At 40.6% G+C, this 18,545-nt stretch carries 12 protein-coding genes; all 12 read right to left on the bottom strand.

Going from position 1 to position 18,545, the window contains the following annotated elements; all coding sequences use genetic code 11:
* Positions 1-1,257 carry a serine hydrolase gene (locus LIR34_RS04200; protein ID WP_173902069.1) on the bottom strand — a complete coding sequence of 419 codons (1,257 nt, stop codon included), beginning with the start codon at positions 1,255-1,257 and terminating at the stop codon, positions 1-3.
* A gap of 32 nt (positions 1,258-1,289) precedes the next feature.
* A complete protein-coding gene (locus LIR34_RS04195) occupies positions 1,290-4,694 on the bottom strand; it encodes a hypothetical protein (protein ID WP_161284184.1) in 3,405 nt (1,134 codons plus the stop codon).
* Positions 4,695-4,706: 12 nt separating this feature from the next.
* The gene (locus LIR34_RS04190; RefSeq protein WP_161284183.1) at positions 4,707-6,152 is read right to left on the bottom strand and encodes a TRAFAC clade GTPase domain-containing protein; all 1,446 of its coding nucleotides are present in this window, start codon (positions 6,150-6,152) and stop codon (positions 4,707-4,709) included.
* A 21-nt stretch (positions 6,153-6,173) separates the two neighbouring features.
* A complete protein-coding gene (locus tag LIR34_RS04185) occupies positions 6,174-6,815 on the bottom strand; it encodes a hypothetical protein (protein ID WP_161284182.1) in 642 nt (213 codons plus the stop codon).
* Positions 6,805-8,760, bottom strand: a complete 1,956-nt coding sequence (locus LIR34_RS04180; RefSeq protein ID WP_161284181.1) for a hypothetical protein — start codon at positions 8,758-8,760, stop codon at positions 6,805-6,807. The genes LIR34_RS04185 and LIR34_RS04180 overlap by 11 nt, the downstream gene beginning before the upstream one ends.
* A gap of 106 nt (positions 8,761-8,866) precedes the next feature.
* The gene (locus LIR34_RS04175) at positions 8,867-13,090 is read right to left on the bottom strand and encodes a tubulin-like doman-containing protein (protein ID WP_265107703.1); all 4,224 of its coding nucleotides are present in this window, start codon (positions 13,088-13,090) and stop codon (positions 8,867-8,869) included.
* Between the two features lie 367 nt (positions 13,091-13,457).
* Positions 13,458-16,037 carry a VWA domain-containing protein gene (locus LIR34_RS04170; RefSeq protein WP_173902067.1) on the bottom strand — a complete coding sequence of 860 codons (2,580 nt, stop codon included), beginning with the start codon at positions 16,035-16,037 and terminating at the stop codon, positions 13,458-13,460.
* 67 nt (positions 16,038-16,104) lie between these two features.
* Entirely contained in the window at positions 16,105-16,884 is a 780-nt protein-coding gene (locus LIR34_RS04165) for a hypothetical protein (RefSeq protein ID WP_173902066.1), read from the bottom strand.
* Positions 16,885-16,898: 14 nt separating this feature from the next.
* A complete protein-coding gene (locus tag LIR34_RS04160; protein WP_118251928.1) occupies positions 16,899-17,108 on the bottom strand; it encodes a hypothetical protein in 210 nt (69 codons plus the stop codon).
* 3 nt (positions 17,109-17,111) lie between these two features.
* A complete protein-coding gene (locus tag LIR34_RS04155; protein WP_173902065.1) occupies positions 17,112-17,921 on the bottom strand; it encodes an HNH/ENDO VII family nuclease in 810 nt (269 codons plus the stop codon).
* Positions 17,922-17,951: 30 nt separating this feature from the next.
* Complete coding sequence (locus LIR34_RS04150; RefSeq protein WP_118251929.1) at positions 17,952-18,224, bottom strand: hypothetical protein; 273 nt, start codon at positions 18,222-18,224, stop codon at positions 17,952-17,954.
* Between the two features lie 12 nt (positions 18,225-18,236).
* Entirely contained in the window at positions 18,237-18,524 is a 288-nt protein-coding gene (locus tag LIR34_RS04145; protein ID WP_118251930.1) for a hypothetical protein, read from the bottom strand.
* Positions 18,525-18,545: the final 21 nt, after the last annotated feature.

Genomic DNA, 18,545 nt, shown 5'->3' with positions numbered 1-18,545 from the left:
TTACCTTTCCCCCTTTTTCAGATTTGCCAGCACGTAGGCTGCTTCATTTGTCACACATGGAGCTGATGTTTCCTGTTTTCCATCTATTGTCAGTGCTGCCATAATGAACACTTCATCTCCATTTTCAACCAGACCGACTTCATTATATCGTGTCTGCGTAACACCATTCAGATTCAGCAGATTGCCTGCATTTGTACATGCCGGATACATTCCCTTGTTGGCAGTATCACTTGCTGATATTCTGAAGTACAGTCTTAAAAAGTTACTGTCAATTTCATCGAAATTATCCTGATAGATGGCATTCAGCATCATTGCAGCATCCCTTGCACTGATATAATTCTCCTGTGATGATGTACCATTCATAATTGCCCGCTGAAGATCTACACTGTCATATCCATATTGATAACATATCGTATTAATCTGCTCACGGGTCAGATAATCCATCAGGGAATTCCAGGCATTATTATCACTGGATGTCAGGCCTGCCACCAGCAGTTCTCTTATCGTCAGCATCTGTCCATTTTGCTGTGCTGTATATCCACCCCGTCCATTTTGAAACGTATACGAAAATCTGATGAGCGTATCCATACTGTAGCCCCCTCGGTCTATTCCCTCTGCAATCGCATACATAATTGGAATTCCAATCAATGCAGATGCCGGAAGCGGAGTATCTGCCTCTCCAATCGCATAATTGGTATAATTGGTAAGATCCATCACATAGACACCATATCTTGCTCCACTTGCATCCATCAGGCTGGTCATATAATTTCGATCCAGCCATGTACCTTCTTTCATCTGTGCTTCCTGCTCTTCATCCGTAACTGCTGAATGCCAGTCCGGTGCAGGCGTTGCGGTTGGTTCCGGCGTCGCTGTCGGCTCTGGCGTCGCTGTTGGTTCCGGTGTCGCTGTTGGTTCTGACGCTGCAGTCTGACTCGGTGCCCTGGCCTGTTTTACTGTATTTGCTGTTTTGCCGGTCTGTAACCTTTGGTTTAATAATTCGCTCCCGTTTCCACTGATAAACAGATATCCGCCAACGCCCAGCATAATACCAAGTACTATGCCAAGTATCCATCCGCTTTTTCTGTTTTTTTCCGGTTTTTGTTTTTCAGCAGGCTGCTTCGTCTTTTTTTTCTTAGAACCGTCCGCCAGATTTTTGTAGGGATCTTTTTCATAGATTTTGTCCAGTCCCACATAAGGGTTTACATAATCTATATCTTTTGGAAATTCTTTCTTTTCTGTGTTGTTTTCTTCCTTCACAGCAGTTTTTCCTCCCTGCTTCATCCGTCTTTCTATCGATTAAGTGAAATCAGCATACAGATAAGAACTACAATTGCTCCTACTATACCTGCTGCACTCAACAGGATGCCTGTCAGAACCGCAATGTTTATGTTTATATGATTATAAAAAATAAAAAACAGAACCTCTGCTGCAATTCCAGCCAAAACAAAAACACCGCTCAAAATTCCTGTAAGAAGCCATCCTGATTTATTTCTTTCGCTTCGGACAGCATAGTCCTGCTGCCACTCTTTTGGCAGTTCCTGCAGACACTGCATGATTCCGGACTGTTCCATAAGAATTTTGTTTGTACGATTCAGTTTTCGATATTCATTTACCAGCTGTTTATCCTCAAATACCTCGATTTTGTTCTGAGCTATCGCAAACAATTCCCGTAAAATACTTTCTTTTACATATTCACCATCGTATACACCATAGTCTTTCTGATTTCCATAACACAGAATAATTTCCAGTAACTGAAATGCAGTAAGTATCTTTTCTTTCTCTATTCTGGTTCTCCAGACAGCCATTGTCACACTTTCAAGAACCGACCTCTCTGTGCCTTTCAGATCCTGACGAATCTGCTCCTCCAGAAGAGCAACATTATATGTAATTTCTTTTTTTATGTTATCTCTCAGGAGCATCTCACGCTTTTCTGTCAAAGCCGACAGATATATTTTTTTTATTATATCATTATGTTCAAGAACAATTTTATTTCGAATCTGCAGGAATTCTTCTGACTGATAATTCGGATCAGCATCATATAAAGTGCCAACCACATCCAGAAATCCCCAGTTTGCTCCCAGAGGCAGAATTTTTTTCTCTTTCAAGAACAGAATATCACCTATACTCAGAGCCTCTGCTGACTCCTGTGATGTCGCTGCCATTCTCTGACGGAACAGCTTGATAACATACGCATTAAAACTTATATTCTTTGAAATAGTTTCTATTTCATGAATTTCATTTCTGCAAACCCAGCACCACGCATCCAGTGCATCTGCATTTTTGTTATTTTCTCTGATATACTTCTCACATAATTCAAAATAAATGTCTGCTGTTTTCTTTAACTGTTCTTTGTCAATCAGTTCCAGTTTTTTCGCAACACTGAAGAATTCTTTTCGCATACCTGCAAATTCTTCTTTTACTTTACTCAACAGTTCATCTTTATTATCGGAAAATTCATTGCTAAAGAGCAGCATCCACTGTTCTTCCCTGTTCAATTCATTGATAAAGAAAGATTTTTTCTGTTCCATTTCTTCCAGAACACTATAACGTCTGTAAAGCAGATTTGTTGCTGACTGATATCTTCCATTATTTTCCAAGAACTTCATTATCGAACGCAGTTTCTGCATAGTTGGACAATATTCCGGATATCCATAAAGCAGATTATTGGCTTCCGTTACCGCAACCGCACTGCATATCAGCGGAAGTTTCTTCTCATCACTGTTAGATATCCATCCTCTAAAATCTTTATAGATTTCCTCAAAAATTTCTCTTTTATATATGTTTCTGTATTTAACAACAAGATCTTTGTGAAGTGGTCTCCAGTGTTCATGTAAATAAACCTCATCTCCGGACACAGCAAGATAAGTCAACTGCCAGATTATTCCGTCGCCTATACTGATTCCGTCTTCACGGACTTTCTTTTCAAAGCACTCACGGAACAGTTTCAGATTTCGCGGATATACAGTAAATTTCCGTTCTTCCTGTTTCAGAATATCCGAAATCTGTTTTTCACTTTCTTTCTCTCCGGAAAGCAGTACATCCAGAAGATTTTCATATATTTCTTTTCTGTTTTCTTCTCTCAGTTCCGGATTTTCCAGCTGTGCCGCAAGAATGCTCATAATTGTGGCACAGTTCTGCCAGTCTCCTTTAATAAATAACTGTATATGCCAGTCTGTCAGAATTGACAAAATCTCACTTTTTACACCTTCATCTGCCCCAAGTTCTGAATTTTTGCAGATTTCCATATACAGCTTCAGGAGTGATTTTTTTTCGTACCATATAATACTGTCTTCATTCTGCAGCACATACTGGTTTGCTTCTCTGAGTTTGCTCACAACCATATCGTTCTGTATTTCCCGGCAGATCCACTGAATGCTTTCTTCCCTGCCATTACCATTCAGAATATTCTGCAGAAGAACGGTTACAATAAACGGTTTTAACTCTGACGGACACGTTTCCTGCTCTGCCAGTTCCAGAAGAGCATTCTCCAGTCTGGTATCATACTGTGGCTCCCGAATTTCCAGTTTCAATATTTCAGCTGCAACATATGTACTTCTCTCCGTCCAGCCTTCTTCGTTATAATCTAACAGATCAAATAACAGGCGGTGTCTCTTGTGGATATCAGCAAATCCATCCGTTTCCTGGCAGTGCAGATCCAGAAGAAAACTGAATTTCTCCGGTGCCTGATCCTGTTCCTCACTTTTCCCTTCATTGAACAGACTTTCATATTCTTTCTCAAACTTCTCTCTGACTTCCGGAGCATTCAGATAATTCCAGAGAAATTCTCCATACGATGTATCCAGATCTTTAGAAATCCAGCTTTCCTGCTGATCCAGATCAATAACAGAATATTCACTCAGTTTCCAGCTCTTTGTATTACATGGCTCCATAAATACAAGCTGATATCCATCCAGTACAGGAGCCGTTGGATCTTCTCTTCCACCGGTTGTTGCATTCAGCTGTTCTTCCACACATGTCGGGAGAAGTTTCATTGTTGCCACCAGTATTTCTTCTGCATAGGCATTTCCACCGCTTCTTTCCCATCCCTGGTTATACGCCCGCGGCAGAATTATAAGAACCTTATCATTCTCATGTCCTGAATAATGTGAAAGAGAAACCCTCTGAATAATACTGGAAATATATTCTACAAAAAGCTCTTTTGTAAAACCTGCTTTCTGAAAAATATCTGTTGAAATTTCCAGAGCATTACTGCGAAACAGAGAATATTCTTCGTTTGCCTCAATTTTTCCTCCGTTTCCCTGCATTCTGGATTCCTGAATTCGCTGCATAACTGAAGGATATGCCTCAAAATCCTGAATATTCAGTACATATTCCGGTGATTCCAGGAAATGTTCCTTATCATCTCCTGCAAGGATATAACTGCTTCCATATGTAAAATCTCTGCTTTCACCGCTTCCTGTGGAATGAAGGCGATAAGAACGGCACACCACTGTAATCTGCTGGTTTAATCTTCGGATTTTGAGTACTCCCCGATATGCTCCCTGTATTTCCTGCGGAACAGGACGGATATCTTCCAGAGTACTTATTTTTTCACATTCTTTTGCAACCAGCTTTGCCTGTTCCACTCTCGCAAACATATTCATGCTGATCGTCACAGTTGTACTGTCGGCATTCAGACCAGATTTTGAGAAATATCCTTCCAGGCATCTGGAATATATATGCTGACCTATCATGGCAAGTCCCTCCTATTTTTTACCTTTGTTCCAAAAATTTTTTTTTGGCAAATGTTTTTTTGGCTGATCCATTGCTTCTTTTTCTGCCCAGTTTTCTGCAAAAGTCTTTCCCCACTCATTCATGACTCCCTGTGGATCCGCATAATATTCATCACTGCAGAACTTTGGAAGGAAATTAAAATCCATCAGTAATTTAAGAATTGGTTCTTCTACACGAACTGGTCGTATCTTTGCAACATTATCCAATTTATTTCCACTTATATTTACAAAGCTTCCCAATGCAGAAAGTGATACAAAATACGGTTCCTTAAAAGTAGTTTCCAGAAACGATGTAAAACTTCCCGAAAGATGTGAAATACAGGCTCGGGTTGATTTGCTCATCGGCTCATAGTAAGATGCCTTAAGATTTGTACCTTTGACTGGTCTGAAATTTGGTGCAATTACCGGCTGGTTAAGCGGGATTCCAAGCTGCTGGTAATTTCTGCAAAGAATATCCTGCTTTGCAAGTGCCACTACACTTGGTTTTTCAATACATCCCATCTCTGCTGTGATACAGTTTATGATCGTCTGTCTCATTGACCCAAGAGTCTCATCCAGCTGTTCAATGCTTCTTCCCCCAAAATACTGTTCCGGAAGATGGTTATAGACGCCCTCCAGAGTCTCCGGATCAACCATCATGATAAATCCATTCGCTTCTTTAAACTGTGGAAGGTTAAAATCCATCAGATCATCATCATGATCCCCATGAAGCATCTCACCTCGCATATCTATCAGCCCGATAAGACACTGTTTATTCACTTCCTGAGAATTATCATCTGCAATATAATTCACACGCAGAAGATATGGATCTTTACGGTTTTCTGTTGTTGTACTTGGCAGAGTTCCTGTTCTGTTAAGAGCAAGAGCAAATTTACGGAACTCATTACTCATCTCTCCAAAATTATCGAATGACAGATGTCCCTGCGGCAGCGGATAATTTATTCCACCCAGAAGCTTATGAAGTACTGTAAGATATACCGTTTTTCCGGCAGAACTCGGTCCCATAATACTGATCAGATACATTGGCAGCTTGCCTGCCATTGAAATAATCTCATTATGACAGTATGGACAATAAAATTTGCGAATCGTACCGCTCATCTTTGTTCCATCAATTTCCAGATCCTTCACATCAATCGACTGAACAAAATCTTTTCTACATTCTTCAATGTTCTGATACTCCCCGGAAATCTTAATTGGATGAATTTCCTCATGTTCGATAACATGACTGTTTCGAAGTTCTCTCAGACTTTTGTACTCAATCTGCTTGTTTTTCTTATTATTATTTAAGACTACTATCGGCTGTGATCCGTCGAGTCTTGAATTGAACGTTTTAACTTCTTCCGGTACCATTTTTACGCATCTTTCATCCATCGCTACAGAACGCATACAATGGACACACTTAATCGGATAATATCCCATCGCTTTCTCTCCTTGTTCCTCTTATTTTCTGAACATATCTGCAAATTTTTCAAAAATTCCCCTGCTTCCGGGTTTTTCTTTCCCAACCGAGAGCATAATATTCGGTTCTCTGGACTTTAATACCGGTGGTTCCTGTAAAGCCGGAAAATAAATACCTTTATAACTGTTTTCACCGTAATTTATTTCTCCCGGTATTTCAAATTGAAATGTTTTATTTCCATATCTATATTCATAATACAGAATATTTTCCGGTATTTTTTTGTTGCTATTCATGAAAAGGGTCATTCCTGCAGGTTCCTGTAACCATCTCCATTTTACCTCCCCGGTCCCGCAGCATACTTCGCAGATATATCCCGAATCCTGATACAGGCTGGCAAGATCTTCTCTTGAAGGAGCTCTCTGATCTTCCGACAGAAAAACCAGAAAACGGATTTTTCGTATCTCCTGCATAGGAATATTGTTGTATTGAAATGCCACCTGTATACGATTATCTATACACTGTGCATACGAAAACATCCTTGGATTGTTTAGCTCATCTTCTTTGTATATCCAGATGAAATGAACTCTGGAATCATTTCCGGCAGAATCCCAGGAAAATTGAAATCTTGTAAAATCCGCCTGCATCTGTATTCCTCTTAATCCTTTCAGCGGTTTATAATTCAACTTTCTCACTCTCCTGTTCTTTTGTTATAATCTGTCCTTCTGTCATTCTGTCAGAAACCCTTACAATTTCCAGACGATCATCCAATGGGCACTCTTTAAATGCGATCTGATAGTGCCCCTCCTGCTCCCGTATTCTTCTGCACAGGTAATTGTCCCTGTTTCCCATAACATACAGTTTCTGTTCTTTGTTCTGATCTACGCTTCCGATCATACGGAGAGGATACCGCCAGTTCTGCTCCAGCTTTGTGAGCAGCTGTTCCATATCAGATGCTGCCAGATTCGTCAGATTCTTTTTCATGTAAGCTTCCCGGCTTTCAATACTTCCGGAAACAATCTTGCTGTAATTTTCCAGAAGATTTCCGCTCATAGTTCCGGTATGATTCTCATTTGACTGGAACATCCTGCACAATATTGTCTGATAATCTTTGTAAACTTCTTTTACTTTCGTCGGTACAGTGTTCTTATAGTCCTGAAACCAATGTTCTGCCTCATCCTGTGCATTTGAAATATGACCACCACCGGTATTCAGCAATAATTCTGTCTGTTGCAGACGTTTTATCTCTCGCTGCATCGCATCTTCCATCTTCTGAAAAATATCCTGCAGAAATTCTTTATTCTGACGAAACGCTCTTACATAAATACCTTCTGGTTTCATTGCCTCCTCAACCATCTTTTGTGGAAAGACTCTGAGTTCATTGATCAGCCAGGCCTCACAGCTCTTTCTCATGTCATTTATAAACTTGTTCTGTGGACTATTTATATTCAGCTTCGGTACTTTATCTATAATTTTTTCCCGGTTCTCTTCAATTTTGTCCAGACTCTCCATAGAGCCTGCCAAATGCAAAAAAAATTCTTCCAGAAATGATTTCCACCATTTCTTTAATAATTGCTCTCTCTCCTCCGAAAGAGGTTCAAAATAATATTTCTGGCAGAATTTTCTTAACATCTGCTCATACATTCTGTTATCTGCAAGCGGTATATTGCTGTAAATAGACTCTGTCAGAACTGTATAATTCTGATCATGAGCAACTTTATCCAGTTGTTCCTTCCATTCTTTCCCTTCAAAAAAAGAATGTTCCAGATTGTCGAACAGTTTCTGCTGCGGAAACAGACCATTCTGGAAGCATCTGTGAACTGCCAGCAGACGATTCAGCATCAATGATTTCACTGGTTCGCAGATGGAAACTGCTCTCGCAGAAAAGAAATATTCCTTTTCATATTCCTGAACCGGCATCATAATTGATGCCAGAGTATCTTCATTTTCACAGCTTGTATTTCTGAATACGGTAAGCATCACTATAATTTTGGCTGCCTGCTCTATGGAAATTGCCTGCCCTATTTCATTCACATCAGAAATCACACATGCCGGACAACAGCAGTCCAGAAAAGCCTTTCTGCCTTCTTCCATGATTCTTTCCATAAACTGAACAGAAAACTGAATCTGATTTCTTGTCATATCAATGTCTTCATCGCTTGTCAGAACAAAAGGACTCCATTCAATGTAACGATGTCTCTTTTTCATTTCTTCCTGCACATAAACAGCTGCCTGTGTAAAATGCTCTGCATTTTCTTTCTGTTCAAAACAGCCTTTAAGAAGGATCGGGCAGACCATCAGATGATCCATATCTACCCCAAGATAATTTGTTGATGCACATTCTATTCCTTCATAGATTTTGTGATAAATATCTTTATCTGTTATATCGGATGGATCACTGTGTATGATCCAGATGGAGCGTCTGTCTTCAACAATGCTCTGAATTTCTGATTTTAAATACTGCACTATCTGATTATCGTTGCCAACAATCCACAAAAAAACAAGTTTTCGCATAAAAACATAGTTTTTCTTACTGAATGGATGCTGTGCTTCTGCAGATTCAAGAATCAGATCTAATTTTTCTTTAACTTCTGTTCTGTTTCTTCCTGTCTGTGCATTGTTACTGCCCATGAAAGTTTCCTCCCAAATTGTTTCTGAAAACGAAGCATAACGCTGTGTTCTATGACAGCGTTATGCTTCACCGGTGTTACCTTCCGGTATTTAAAATATATTTTTTTTACTGCTGGTTATTCTCATCGCCGCCTGGCATTCCCGGATAACCTCCCTGAGTCGGCTGCTGTGGTGCCATTCCCGGATAGCCTCCCTGTACCGGCTGCTGTGGTGCCATTCCCGGATAGCCTCCCTGCACTGGCTGCTGACCCGGCATTCCCGGATAGCCTCCCTGAGTCGGCTGCTGACCCGGCATTCCCGGATAGCCTCCCTGTACCGGCTGCTGTGGTGCCATTCCCGGATAGCCTCCCTGCACTGGCTGCTGACCCGGCATTCCCGGATAGCCTCCCTGCACTGGCTGCTGATATGGATTGTAATAAATCATCTGATTTATCTGTGTATCAAATACTGGCTGTCCTGGCTGTGGATTCTCAATTGGCTGCCATGTCTGCGGATTCAGATATCTCGGTACTCTCGGTGCCTCCGGTGTATATACGATCATCTGTCCCAGCTTTGTATCAAACACCTGCTGACCCGGCTGTGGATTCTCAATTGGCTGCCATGTCTGCGGATTCAGATATCTCGGTGCCTCCGGTGTATATGCAATCATCTGTCCCAGCTTTGTATCAAACACCTGCTGACCCGGCTGTGGATTCTCAATTGGCTGCCATGTCTGCGGATTCAGATATCTCGGTGCCTCCGGTGTATATGCAATCATCTGTCCCAGCTTTGTATCAAACACCTGCTGACCCGGCTGTGGATTCTCAATTGGCTGCCATGTCTGTGGATTTAAGTATCTTGGTGGAGTTTGCGGTTCTGGTGCCGGAGTTGGTGCTGGTGATGGTGCTGGAGTTGGTGCTGGGTCCGGTTCTGGAGTTGGAACTGGGTCTGGTTCTGGTGTTGGAACTGGGTCCGGTTCTGGGTCTATGTCTATAGGAAGCATACGTTTTAATTCTTCAATGCAGCCCTGATAAAATTCAATTTTCTCAAGGAATGCCGGTCTTTCTTCCTTTCCGGCGTTGTACATCTCATTGCGAGCCTTTTCTGTCTGTTTCTCGTAGGTCTGAATATATTTTCGAATTTCCTCAATATATTCCTCCAGTGCACTCGGACTCATTTCAATACGTTTCTTAAGGTTGTCATACTGGAGTTCAATTTCTTCCTTCATATCTTTATTCAGACTTCTGCAAAAACTCTGATAAATCTGATATTCTTTATAATCCGGATGCATTTCATGGCCTTCTGTCAGTTTGACTGGAAACGGATCTGTATCTGTTTTCTTATAAGAAGTATCTCCCGTATACTTATTTACCCGGATCATATGATTCATATTTGCCATTGAGAAATATTTCGGATAATGCAATTCTTCCTCAATTGTCTCAATTCTGTCTGCCAGCTCGCTTTCTTTTTCCAGAATATCCAGGATAAGTGGAAAACGAAGCATATTTTCTTTTACGTTCTGCATTTCTCCATCTGGCTTGCCTATCATATAAGTACCACAGGTAAATAATTTTATGCCGTTTTTGTCATCCCACAGTTTTGACTTAATTTTTTCAAACTGCTCCATCTTTTCAAGAATTGTAGGAGCTGTCAGATTTGCTCTGCTCACTTTTTTTGCAACTTCTGGATTTGATCTTCTCAGGAAGAAACAGTCTGTTCTTCTGTCAATGATCTTATTTGCGTAACATTTGTCAAACAGGGCTTTGTATTTCTCATTTCTTTCTTTTGTTCTTCGACATTCATACGGATATTTCCAGGCCAACTGGATGCATGGAGACGGCAGCTGATCTCTCCATTCCGGTTTCAGATGTTTTCCGCTGGTAGTACTCTGATTTCCCATTTGTTTTTCATATTCTTTTTCCATTTCCTGAAGGTAATCATTAGAGTATAATGGATAGCCGCTTGTAATCTTGATGATATACATACGGCTTTCTTCCTTGCTCTTCTTTACCTTTATCTTGTCAAGATTTTTGGATTCAATATGCTCTTTTACTACTTTATAGATTATCGGACAGTTGCTCGGCACGGAAATCATGGAAAACTCTGCTACTTCACCTAAAATTCCGGTAGATTCTTTATACATTGGATAAGAGGATTTCAAAAGATCCTCTACGCGGTTCCTTATGTAATTTTCCAGACTTTCTCCATTTTTCAGTTTGCTGTTCATGACAGATTGCATGTTTATTGTCAGCAACGCCTGGAAGTTTTCGGATACAAAGTTAGAAATAAACCCGGAAATATCCATACCCGTCCCAATATTTGCATCAACACCATCAATATCTCTGCCTATCCATTTGCGAATATTTGTAGAAAGACTTTCCAGGAAATTATTCTCAGCCTGTACCACTGCTGCTTCAAACATATTCTTTCTGGTCTGTTCAAACTCGAGTGGATTGATCAGAATATCTGTGCCTTCATCCACTTTACTGGAATTTACTCTGATATATTCCACATTTCTGTCAAAAATATCCGGCAATTCCATTAAAATATCTGTCAGCGGTTTTAAGATATTGTTATAGTACAGTTCTAATCTGCTTTGTACAGTCTCCAATACTTCTACAATCTTCTCATTCAGGAATCCATGTTCCTCATTTCTGTACCAGGCATTTAACGCCTTCAAATATCTCTCTACAGCCTTAGTTTTACTATCCCAAGCTCCCAGATTGCTTCCTGCCGCAAAAGCCTGATTCATGTTATCCCGCAGCTCTTTTGATTTTGACTCACACTGTGTCTGCAGCTCGGAACAATATTTACGAAATCCCTCGAGCATATGATACAGACAATAATTTTGCTGTGATTTCATGTAATATCTGAGGTAAACTGGTCCTGTCTTCTTATCTTTGAGATTTCGTTTTATAAATTCTTTTAATTTTCCCTCTAAGTACGCCGGAAGATTTGCTGCCTGTGGCACAACAGATCTCTGGAACATAGCAATCCAGTTGTGGACTGCCTGATATGGGGCATTGTTTGGCCAAATATCTGCATATTTATAATTTTTTACTTCAAGAAGAGGTCTCTGAGCAGTCACATTTTTATAAAGCGTGCTTCGAATACACTCTTCCGTCATCTCAAGATCCTTAAATACACTTACATTAAACTGATTTTCTGTCGGTCTGTTTTTGAACATTCCTGCATTAAGCCGCTGAAATACTCTGGCAGCAACCAATGTTGAAATTTCAGTATATGGAATTTCTATTTTGGAGGCTCCCAGTGAGAGAAACTTGTAGCCTGCCGGATATTTTGCAGATGCAGTAAGTGTTGTAATATATCCCTGAATATTATCATACAGAGAAGCCATCGTGCTTGTGGAAGTATCGCCGCCTGCCTCGCCTGCAATATAGGCAAATACATTTTCTGCTACAGATCTTAAAATTTTGTCATAGTTGAAATTATGTCCGCCAACATCAGATGCATCCAGCAAATGACAGAAATCAAATGGGCAATCGTGCTCATTTAATTCAAAACCATTTGGAAATTTCTGATAATAGCGGTCTTCATGCTCTCCTGAATTCATCCAGTAATCCAGTTCTTTCAGACAGGAAAATCCATTGGTTCTCAAAGCCTCTTTTTTACCGCCATTCAGTTCATTCACATCTGTCATTAACAGATATCCCATAATATTTACATTTGGATTTTTGGCTTTGGCTATCTTTCTCAGAATATATGCCATATCCAGAAATGTACCTGCACCAGTTCCGCCTGAGATACCTGAAAATACATAAACCAGCAATCTCTCAATATCCGGGTTATTCTGAGTCAGAAGATCAATCTTTCCTGAAACAGAATTAATCACCTTTGCAATATTGTTCATCAGAAGCATTCTACCAATCTGGCGTATTCCACCGGCTCCTTTGGAACCTGCAACCTGATTTACATCATCATCAAACCACTGCCAGCATTCCTCACCTGCGGCTTTTGCTTTTTTGATGTCTGCGATTACATCTGGTGTTGATTTTACTGAAATATCACAGAATTCTTTTCCAAACTGATCAAAATGAGCAGTTCCATAAGTGGCTGCCTGACCACTGTTGTCTGTATCGATTTCCAAATATCCAATATTTTTTGGCTGATCTGCAACCGGAGCACCTGTCTTATCTGCCGGAAGGATCATTCTGGTTTTTACCTGATCTTTAATACGAAGCAGAGCATCCGCGCCACTTCCTCCAAGACCAACAAACAAAACCGCTGTCCGTTCGTCAGCCTCTACTCGTGCCCCTCCATAATAGATGCCACCATTTTTTGAAAGACTTAATGACTTTTCTAATAAGCTTACCTTTACTTCTTCTGCCATGTCCTTACTTTCCTTTCTTGTCTTTTTATCGTAATTGTAATTATTTTTTTATTTTCCAGATCTGTCTGTTCCGATATCATCATCGAACAGGATATCTTTGCGCTCTGGCTGCAAATCAATTCCAACTGAAACAGCTGTTGCTTTTATTTCTTCAATTCTTCTTTTCAAGAAATTTTTGTGACATCATAGAGTTTCCCCACAGATGCAGGAACATACAATATAACAGCCTTCCTATCGTAACTATAGTTCCTGGAACTATATATCAAAGATGCTTCTTTCAATAAACTTTGAAGTAGATTTTCTGTATCCTTTTCAGGCGATGTTTGCTTCATATTCTGATTAGAGTCTCCCTTTAGGGAGGGGGATTTTAGATGAATCCCCCGAAACCATTATCAGAACTGTCGCCACCGAAATCGAAGTTATTGTTTTCTTCGGCATTATCGTTTGCACTGCCGAAGTCATCCTGTGATGAATTTCCAAAATCATTCGGATTTCCCGCCATATTTCCTGTGCCAAAATCATCTGCACTGTTGTTTCCCGGCTGGTTTCCGTCAAATCCACCCATGCCGTTGTTTCCTGGCTGACCTCCATCAAATCCACCCATGTTGCTGCCTCCTGGCTGACTTCCATAAGATCCTCCGGCACCGCCGAATGGATTTCCGAAATTTCCAGTGTTTCCACCAAATGGATCACCAAAATTGCCTGCACCACCGCCACCAAACGGGCTTCCAAAATCATTATTTCCAAATGGATTTCCACTCTGACCACCACCAAATATGTCACCGCCAGGTTCAAAGTTGCCATCCCATCCACCTTCTCCGCCAAGCTGTAATGTTACTGTACTGATTGAATTTCCATCTGTTGAGAATTGAATTGCAATTCTGTCTCCCTTGTTCATTGGATAAGAAATTCCTTTTGCATTGTCCACATTCTGGTTGTTGATCATGATCATTCCCGGTGTTTTCGGTAAGATTTTTACTGTAACTGCGTCTCCTTTGCATGCAACCAGTTTGATCTTATTTACAAGTGTTGTCAGTCCTGCCTGCATGATCGGATTTCCCAGGGTGCTCTGTGCAAATGTATCACCCTGAATCAGTTTTCCGAGAATTACCTCTGATTTCTTAGCCGGCATTGCCAGTGTTGCCGGTGACGGTGTAAGATTTGCAAGCATCGGCGGTAAAGAAAGTTCTACGGTTACCGAATCCTTAAGCACCGGTTTTGTTGCTTTCATAATACCAGCAATCAGTGCCACAATCACTGCCAGAATTACGATTGCTGCAACAAACCAGATCCAGGATGGTTTTACAGTGACGAATACCGTAAGCTCTGCACTCTGACCATATGCATCAGAAAAAATCAACTTCAGATATCCTGTGCCGGTTCTCAGTGGCGTGATATTAAGCATTCCTGTGTCTTTGTTGTAATCTGCTGTTACAATATTATTTCCATTATCCTCTATACTGCAGTTCAGTTCTGCAAGAGACTCGCTCTTTACATGCTGGCTGATATCAACCGAGGCCTTTGTTTTGATTGGATTGCACCACATGCTGACATCTGGTCTTCCAGATACGGTCAGTTTGGCTCTTCCTATGGATAACTGATACTGTGCAGCTTCTTTCGAGAAGCTTCCATCTTTGCCTTCCAGATGTGCTGTCACATAGTAGTTTCCTGATTTTTCAAGATTCGTTTTACAAATGAAGACATGTTTTTCTTCATTGTAAGTCATCGGAAGATTCTCTCCGACAATATTTCCCTTGTTATCCATAATAGTACAGATTGCCATAGCTCCCGAAAGCAGGTTTGAATCTGTGATATTTTCATCTCCACGTACAAGCTTTCCGTAAATATTGATATCATTTCCTGCAATCGGATCCCTGCTGTTGAGAAGTTTAAAAGAAATATCATATGTAGTCAGAAGGTTTACCTGTACTGCATCGTCGGCTTCACCCTTTACACTGACTTTCCATGCTCCCTGTACAGGATACATGATTTTGAGGATCGTATACGTCGATACTTTATTCTCATCCGAAGTATCCGTCGAAACAATCACTCCATGGTCTGCATCCAGAGGAACCACCGCTCCGGTTGGATCTATAAGCTGCGGATCACTTACGCCTTTATCTGTAAGAATAACAATATTGGCCATCAGTACACTGCCATTGTCAATCACAAAATCTGTTACAAATCTTCCATCTATATACGCTGGATTCAAACCTGTCAGATCACCATCTGCAACATTTCCAAAAATATCTGTCATATATTTGTTGAAATCTGTTGCGGTAGTGATATTATAAAAGGCTCCACCTGTCTGATTGGCAATATTCTGCATGTAATCTACATCCAGTTTTCCATCATAGTTAAGGCCAATAGAATAAATCGGAACACCAAGAGAAGCTGCCTCACTAAGAGTTCCTGTCAATTCTGCATTGGATTCCTCTACGGTTCTCGGTCCATTTGGAAGGTCTGTGTTTCCATCACTGAGAAGAATAATCATAGGATTTCTGTCTCCATTGAAGGAATCACCCTCTTTTAACATATTTAAAGCCTGTGTCAGTCCCAGAGAAATATCTGTATCCCAGCTTCCTTTTACAGAATCCTGCAGTCCTGACAGGCGGTCTCTGAATGAAGCTTTACTGTCTTCTGTAGACAGGTCTGTCAGTCCCTGGCTATCCATAATAATATTAGTGAACTGCACAAATCCAGCTCTTGATGTGTTAGAATATGTCATTTCCGTGAACAGCCGTCCTGCTGTCAGCCTCAATTTCAACGCATCTGACTTTTTCATGGAGCCACTTCCATCAATGGCAAAAATAACATCAAAACTCATGTTATCCGCAGTCGTCTGCTGCGCCACTTCTTCACCTTCTGCCCAAACTGCACTTACTGACATACAGATAAGCATCACTGCTGCCAGTAAAACAGTCAGAATTTTTTTCATGTGTCTCATACTCTTTTCCCCTTTTTTGTAAATTTTATATTGAAACCTCTGTACAGAGGAATTTCGTTATTATATTTTATCTTCTCCGACCCGGCAAAAACATTTTGATAAGCACAGCCGCTATGATTACTGTAAAAATTACCGACTGATAGGTTTTTACCACTCCGAAAATCCCAATTACCAGAACACAGATTATACCAATAACCACATAGGTAATCAGAACCCCTGCTGCAAAACTTAATACTGCCATTAAACAGTATTTCTGAATGGTATCCATATCTCCTCCGGTTTTGCGCTGATACAGCACCAGTGCCGCAATTCCAACAGCCCCCGGAAGTATTCCATCAAAGGAAAGTCTCGCACATCCTTCACCTGCCACCTGTGAAATATTCTCGTAAATAAAAATCAGGAGATATCTGTTCAGCAGATTTTTCATAATAAAAAGCATCAAAACGCCTATAACCACAAGAATTATCAATTGTGTTATTCCTGACGTTGATCCTGATGTCGAAACCGGCGGCTTCGAAAAGTCCGGAATATCTGGATTATTAACAGGCGGAATCCCCGTATCCTGTTTCTTTTCCGGGACAATGTCCATATCCGGTCCATAAAAGGTATATCCGACAAATTTGCCTTTTTCATCTGTCAGTAATTCAATTGGTCTCTCAAATCCTGTAGAACCATTTCTGGTTATCAGGTTATAAATTTCTGCTTTTTTGGTCTCTGATTTATCTCTCAGCAGCTTTGCCCATAAGTTTCTTTCACCGGCAATAAGATATCTGATACCATCTATATCCTTTTTTCTGGTTTTATCTACCAGCTGATATTGTCGGTAATTTCCCTGAACTACTTTCATTCGTCTTTCCCCACTTATTCCGGTCTTGTGTCTGCCAGAATACTTTCTGCGTTTGTAAAAAACTTCTCTGTTTCTTCCAGTGCTGTTTCCAGTTCATCCAGTGCTTTCAGCATTTCTGTCAGTGCAACATCCTCAAACTTCTTACCCACACCGTCTGTCCAATTGCACTTGTCAAAATCATCTTTTACTTTTTTTCTCACATAATAAGAAACTGTTGTGTCCATATCTTATTTTCTCATTTCTTTCCTCAGTGTCTGTGCCCGCCGCTTCCAGTATGCACTTCGGAGCATCTGAAAGCTGGAACGGTTAATTCCAGATGGTATATCTGACGTATTAATATGTAATGTTTTATGATTCTCTCTGTGCATGCTCCCTGAAATTTCTACGACACTGCCGCTCTCGGACTGAATCAGATGGTGCAGTTCTATCGGATCACCATCGTATCCTATCGGGGCTCTTCCCTTTTCCATTCGCTTCAGATTATCTTCTGTTGGTGCATAAGCACTTCCACTGCAGTAAAATGTAGTTCCTCGAAACTGCATTACTCCGTATTTTCCCGGTGTTCCACTATATCCACATTCCCTCATTCTGGTCATTACATTATATTCTTCTACCATCTTGAGATAGGCATTCAGAATTCTTTTGGATTTTGTAAATGAACGTCCAGTTCTCCTTTGTGCGTTTGTAAGCAGATCCACATAGTCAGGAATTTTTTTTATGATGGATATGATTTCTTCATCCTGTATATCCAGCTTTCTTATCCTGGCTTTGGCTTCTTCTATTTTTTTCCTGTAATCTTCCTGTTTTTTCGGATCCTGCTCAGATTCGCTTTCATCTGCATAAAAACGAATCTGATCTTCCCACTCTGATCTCTTATCTGCAATAGAAGACCGTTTCTGGTTCAGCCGCTGCAGCAGAGATTCCAGTGCATCTTTTGCACCTTTGACAGCTTCATCAACGTATTCCTTATTCTCATTTAATGAAACCACATAATTCCAGACTGCATCCGGATCTGACTTTAAAACTCCATCACTCATTTTGTATCAGCCTGCTATCTGTATGTATTTTCAGGGTTTCCCATGTGACTCAAGAAATTCTGCATATTCCTCAAGAGCCCCACTCACATCCTCCAGAGGTTCTTTGCCCAGTTCTACTACTTTCTTTGTATACTCTACAATCTCTTTTGCCTGCTCATAGAGTTTATCAGACTCAGCACCTTCAATCGTTGACAACAGTGTACTTCCTCTGTTATTGTTTTCTGAAATTGCATCCATGCACATCTTTGTGATTTTCGCCAGGCTTCTTACTTCTGAAGCATTTCCAAATACCTTTCCAGCCATGTCAATTCTCTCCTATCTGATTCGACCTTCTATACGTTCTTTTTCATCAAGTTCTCTTTGAGCTCTCTTTTTCAGTTCCAAAATCCGTTCCTCACCTGTTTGTGTGGCTTTATACAATGCATCTGCAATCATTTCAAGCTTCACAGAAGACTTGGTTGCCATTTCCGTTCCTTTAAGAGTTTCTGTTACACTTGATGCAGCAACCTTTAATCTTTGTGCGTTTTGATGCAGAATTTCCAGATATTCTTTTTCGAATTTATCACAAAAGTTGATGACGGTCTCAAGATCAATATCTACCATTTTGTTTCCCCTTCCTCTTCT

Source organism: Blautia sp. MSK17_66 (assembly GCF_020538025.1).
GTDB lineage: Bacteria > Bacillota > Clostridia > Lachnospirales > Lachnospiraceae > Blautia_A.
Note: the sequence above shows the minus strand (reverse complement) of the source record. Positions and strands in the feature narration are given on the sequence as shown.